We start from the raw sequence: 5,525 nt of genomic DNA on the forward strand, positions 1-5,525 counted from the left end.
CGAAAAAGGCGACCTTGGGTCGCCTTTCTCATTTCAACCAGCTATCAACGAGCCGGGCCTTCAGCCACGCCCAGGTCGTCCGTCGGGCGGGTATCGATCAGCGGCGCACCACCGGAGTCCAGTTCCGAAGCCAGCTTGTCGTTGTCCATTTCCTTGACCCACTTGGCCACTACCACGGTGGCAACGGCGTTGCCCACCAGGTTGGTCAGGGCGCGGGCTTCGGACATGAAGCGGTCGATGCCGAGGATCAGCGCCAGGCCGGCAACCGGCAGGTGGCCAACAGCCGACAGGGTCGCGGCCAGCACGATGAAGCCCGACCCGGTAACGCCGGCAGCACCCTTGGAAGCCACCAGCAGCACCAGCAGCAGGGTGATCTGGTGAGTGATGTCCATGGTGGTGTCAGTGGCCTGAGCGATGAACACCGCAGCCATGGTCAGGTAGATCGAGGTACCGTCCAGGTTGAACGAGTAGCCAGTCGGGATAACCAGGCCCACTACCGATTTCTTGGCACCCAGGCGCTCCATCTTGGCCAGCATGCGTGGCAGGGCCGACTCCGAGGACGAAGTACCCAGCACGATCAGCAGTTCTTCACGGATGTAGCGGATCAGCTTGATCACGCTGAAGCCGTGGGCACGGCAGATACCGCCCAGCACCACCAGCACGAACAGCAGGCAGGTGATGTAGAAGCAGGCCATCAGGTAGCCCAGCTGCACCAGCGAGCCAACACCGTACTGGCCAATGGTGAAGGCCATGGCGCCGAAAGCGCCGATCGGAGCCAGCTTCATGATCATGTTGATGATGTTGAACATGACGTGGGCGAAGCGGTCGATCATGTCCAGTACCGGCTTGCCGTAGCTGCCCAGGCGGTGCAGGGCAAAGCCGAACAGTACCGAGAACATCAGCACTTGCAGGATGTCGCCGTTGGCGAAGGCGCCGACGACCGTATTGGGGATGACGTTAAGCAGGAAGCCGACGGTAGTCTGCTGCGCGCCGGCGGCGGCGTAGGCAGCCACGCTGCTGGCGTTCAGGGTGCTGACGTCGATGTGCATGCCAGCGCCTGGCTTGACCACGTTGACGACGACGAGGCCGATGATCAGGGCGATGGTGGAGACGATTTCAAAGTACAGCAACGCGTAGCCGCCGGTTTTGCCGACCGACTTCATGCTCTGCATGCCGGCAATGCCGCTGACCACGGTACAGAAGATGATCGGGGCGATGACCATCTTGATCAGTTTGACGAAGCCGTCACCCAGGGGTTTGAGGGCAACGCCCGTTTCCGGGTAGTAGTGGCCGAGCAGGATGCCGATGGTGATGGCGACCAACACCTGGACATACAGGGATTTGTACAGCGGCTGACGTGTCGTCATGGCTAATTTTCCTCAAGTGTGCCGGTTCACCCTTCCCAGGGTGATGGGGGCACCTGAATCGCTAACCCTCCTGCACTTGGAGGGATTTGTCGTTGTGTTCGAGCTGCCTGGGCAGGCCTCTGCGAGGATCAATAGCAAGGGTGGTGCCAAAATGCCCATGAAGGGTGCAAGGTCCGTATTTGCTGGGGATAAATGCCCAACGACAGGGCGATACTCCCGGGACGGATTGGCGGATTTCCGCCCGATGGCGGAATTTGTACAAGGAGGAATGGCGGAAATCCGCCCTTTGTGGATTGCCTGTGCCGGCCCATTCGCGGATTGACCTGCGAACGGGCTGGCACAGGCTACGAATCAATCCAGGTGGAAGGTGATCCTGAACGCAGCGCCCCCCAGCGGCGAATCGCCAAGGCTCAGCTCGGCGTCATAGCTGTCGACGATATCCTTGACCACTGCCAAGCCGATGCCCTGCCCCGGGTGCTGGCTGTCCAGCCGCTCCCCACGCTCCAGAATGCGTTCACGCTGGTCGACGGGCACGCCCGGCCCGTCGTCCTCGATGCACAAGGTCAGATACCCCGGCGCCTTCACCAGGCTCACCCGCACTTGGCCCAGGCTCAGCCGGTAGGCGTTCTCCAGCAGGTTGCCGAGCATTTCCAGCAACGCGCCCTGCTCCATCGGTACCTGCGCCGCGTCCGGCAACTCCAGCACCACGTCCACACGTTTTTCCCGGTAAACCTTGGCCAAGGTGCTGCACAGGCTGTCGAGCAACGGCCGCAGCAATACGCTGTGGCGGACCAGGCCACTCTTGCGCAGGCTGGCGCGTTGCAGCTGGTAGTCGATCTGCTGGCTCATGCGCTCGATCTGGCTTTGCAGCACCCGCGCCTGCTCGCGCTCGCCGCTGCGTTGCTGCAAGCTTTCACCCACGCCCTGCAGCACCGCCAGCGGCGTCTTCAGGCTGTGGGCCAGGTCGTCCAGCGAATCACGGTAGCGCGTGCGCTGCTCACGCTCACTGCGCAACAGACGGTTGAGCGAGCGGGTAAGGCGCAGCAACTCGCGTGGGTGCTCGCCGCTCAGGCCGTCACGTGCACCGGATTCCACTTCATCCAGTTCGTGGCTGAGGCGTCGCAACGAGCGCAGCCCCCAGGTCAGGCCTGCCCACAACAACACCATGAGCGCCAGCAATGCAGCGCCGAACCCCAGGTAGAGCTTTTCGCGCAGGCCATTGAGGGTGGCCTTGTACTCGCTCACGGGCTGCAGAGCGACAATGCTGTAGGCGGCGCTCTGCCCGCCCAGCAGCTTTATCTCGACGTCGTATACGAAGAACTCTTCGCCATCGGACTGGTGAATGCGGTCGAACTCGTTGCCGCGCCCGTCATAGCGCGGCTGGTAGTTGATGTGCCGGTCGGCGGTGGCCCGCGACTGCCAGACCAGTTTGCCGTCGCGGTCAAAGATATAACCGAGCAGGCCTGTGTAGGGCAGGTTGTAGCGCTCGTCCGGCAGCAGCGTCGGCATCTGCAGCTGGCCATGCTCGATACGCGCAGCGGAAATCAGCGTGGTCACATCCGAGGCCAGACGCTGCTCGATCGATTCCTGCAGAGCCAGGCTGAAGGCCTTCTGCAAGGCCGGCAGCAGCGCCAGCATGAACAGCAGCGCCAACACTGCGGCGGCCAGCATCAGGCGCACCCGCAGCGAGCGGATCATCGGCAGCGCTCGGTGAACAGGTAGCCCAGGCCGCGCACCGTGTCGATGGGTTTGAAGCCGCGCTCGCCTTCAAGCTTGCGGCGCAGGCGGCCAACCAGCACTTCGATGACATTGGGGTCGCGCTCTTCGTCTCCTGGGTACAACTGCTCCATCAGGCGATCCTTGGCCACCACCTGCTGGTGATGGCGCATGAGGTATTCGAGGATGCGGTATTCGTATGCGGTCAGGGGCAAAGCTTGTTCGTCGAGGGTGGCCTGCTTGCGGTTGAGGTCAAGCACCAAGGGGCCAGCGGCGATGGTCGACTGGGTGAAACCACTGGAGCGGCGCAACAGGGCATTGAGCCGTGCTTCAAGCTCCTCAAACTGGAACGGCTTGACCAGGTAGTCGTCGGCACCGGCGGCCAGGCCCTCGACCTTGTCTTGCCAGTTGCCACGGGCTGTGAGGATGAGAATGGGGAAGGTCTTGTCCTGGCTGCGCAGGCGCGTGATCAGCTCCAGGCCGCTGATACCGGGCAGGCCCAGGTCGATGATGGCAAGGTCGAAATGGTACTGCTCGGCCTGGTACAGCGCCTCTTCGGCATCAGCGACCGCCTCGACCACATGGCCGCTTTCGCCCAGGCGGGTGTAGAGGTGATGGCGAAGCAGGGCTTCGTCCTCGACCACCAGCAGTTTCATGTGCAGCTCCTTATGTGTATTGCCTGTACCGGCCCTTTCGCGGGCACGCCCGCTCCCACAGTAATCGCACAGTCCCTGAAACCTGTGTAGCACCTGCAGAAACCAAAGGCACTGCACAGGTTCTGAGGTTTGTGCAGCACCTGTGGGAGCGGGCGTGCCCGCGAAGAGGCCAGTACAGGATAACGCGGCTCGTCCGTCAGAACTTGTATGAAGCCGCCAGGTAGGTCTGGGCGCTGCTGGTCAGACGCAGGGTGCCGTCCTTCGGCCCGCCATGTGCGCCCACCTCGGTCGCGGCATTGGTGCGCAGGTAACGGTAGCCCAGTTCGACCGAGGCCTTGTCGGTGATGTCCTGGATCACACCGGCCTGCAAGCCGTAGGCATAACCGTAGTCAGTGTCCCTGCTGGCGCCTGGCGAGTCCTGGGTCAGCTTGGTCACACCCAGGCTGCCACCACCGAACAGCTTGGTGGTATCGCCCACCGGCAGGAACAAGTCGTAGCTGCCAAGCAGGTTTTCCTGGCGCAACTTCAGGCCACTGTGGTCGCCAGAGACGTTGTCATAGGTCATGTAGTAGCGGCCCTGGTCGTTGATCTTGCCCAGACGCACACCCCAGGTATCGTCCTTGCCGATGATACCGTCGGCGTTGAGGTGGTCGGTGTTGCGTTGCAGCAGGCCGGACTTGCGGACTTTGTCGCTGGTCTGGCCGTAGGTGAGGCTGGCGAAGTTGTCGTCCGCGGCCTGGGCGGTGGTGATGCCAGCGGCACAGACGGCCATGGCGGCAAGCAGGGTATTGAAGGTTTTCATGGCTGGGTACTCCAGTTGGGTGCGCTGTTTCGGTCTGGAAGCTAGAGTAATCAGGGCACCCTGAACCGCGACTGAACCCTGGCTGAACCCCGGCTGAACGAACCGATAGCAAAACAAGGAGTTGTGAACATGCGAGCCCTGCTGGCCCTGACCCTGATGTGCAGCGCCGCCCTCGCCCAAGCGGCGGTAGTGACCCGTGAAATTCCTTATCAGGACGACGATGGCAACCGCCTCGTCGGCTACTACGCCTACGATGACGCGCTGGACGGCAAACGCCCAGGCATTGTTGTGGTGCATGAATGGTGGGGCCTGAACGACTATGCCAAGCGTCGTGCGAGAGATCTCGCGGCCCTGGGCTACAAGGCACTGGCCATCGACATGTACGGCGATGGCAAGCACACCGAGCACCCGCAGGATGCCCAGGCATTCATGGCCGCAGCGATGAAGGACCCGGCCGCAGCAGCAGCGCGCTTCGACGCGGGCCTGGAGTTGTTGAAAAAGCAGCCGAATGTGAACAAGCATCAACTGGGCGCTGTCGGCTACTGTTTTGGCGGCAAGGTGGTGCTCGATGCCGCACGCCGGGGAGAAAAGCTCGATGGCGTGGTGAGCTTCCATGGCGCATTGGCCACCCAGACCCCGGCAAAACCTGGCGTAGTGCGGGCCGATATCCTGGTCGAGCATGGTGCGGCGGACAGCATGGTCACCCCACAGCAGGTAGAGGCGTTCAAGGCCGAGATGGATGCGGCCAAGGTCAACTACCAGTTCGTCAGTATTGAAGGGGCCAAGCACGGGTTCACCAACCCCGATGCCGATCGGCTGAGCCATGGTGAACATGGTGGGCCGGACATTGGCTATAACAAGGCAGCGGACGAGCGTTCCTGGGCGGATATGCAGGCGTTCTTCAAGAAGGTGTTCAAATAAAAGATTGTGCAATCGTTGTAGGAGCAACTGTCTTGCTCAATTTCTAAAAGCTGGCGCGATCTG

At 62.0% G+C, this 5,525-nt stretch carries 5 protein-coding genes; 1 reads left to right on the plus strand and 4 read right to left on the minus strand.

The genetic code is table 11. The features are described 5' to 3' along the window. Positions 1-44 precede the first annotated feature (44 nt). The 4 genes from N5D53_RS27365 to N5D53_RS27380 form a co-directional block, all read right to left on the minus strand. Positions 45-1,367, minus strand: coding sequence for a dicarboxylate/amino acid:cation symporter (locus N5D53_RS27365; RefSeq protein WP_010952341.1), 1,323 nt, complete (start codon positions 1,365-1,367; stop codon positions 45-47). Between the two features lie 351 nt (positions 1,368-1,718). Continuing rightward, a complete protein-coding gene (locus N5D53_RS27370; protein WP_104960959.1) occupies positions 1,719-3,065 on the minus strand; it encodes an ATP-binding protein in 1,347 nt (448 codons plus the stop codon). Continuing rightward, on the minus strand, positions 3,062-3,739 hold the full coding sequence (locus N5D53_RS27375; protein ID WP_020189835.1) for a response regulator: 678 nt from the start codon (positions 3,737-3,739) through the stop codon (positions 3,062-3,064). The genes N5D53_RS27370 and N5D53_RS27375 overlap by 4 nt, the downstream gene beginning before the upstream one ends. 196 nt (positions 3,740-3,935) lie before the next feature. After that, on the minus strand, positions 3,936-4,541 hold the full coding sequence (locus N5D53_RS27380; RefSeq protein WP_010952338.1) for an outer membrane beta-barrel protein: 606 nt from the start codon (positions 4,539-4,541) through the stop codon (positions 3,936-3,938). A 129-nt stretch (positions 4,542-4,670) separates the two neighbouring features. On the opposite strand from N5D53_RS27380, the gene N5D53_RS27385 reads away from it, so the two are divergent. Beyond that, positions 4,671-5,462 carry a dienelactone hydrolase family protein gene (locus N5D53_RS27385; protein WP_004576834.1) on the plus strand — a complete coding sequence of 264 codons (792 nt, stop codon included), beginning with the start codon at positions 4,671-4,673 and terminating at the stop codon, positions 5,460-5,462. Positions 5,463-5,525 lie beyond the last annotated feature (63 nt).

The organism is Pseudomonas sp. GD03862 (genome assembly GCF_029840855.1).
GTDB lineage: Bacteria > Pseudomonadota > Gammaproteobacteria > Pseudomonadales > Pseudomonadaceae > Aquipseudomonas > Aquipseudomonas alloputida.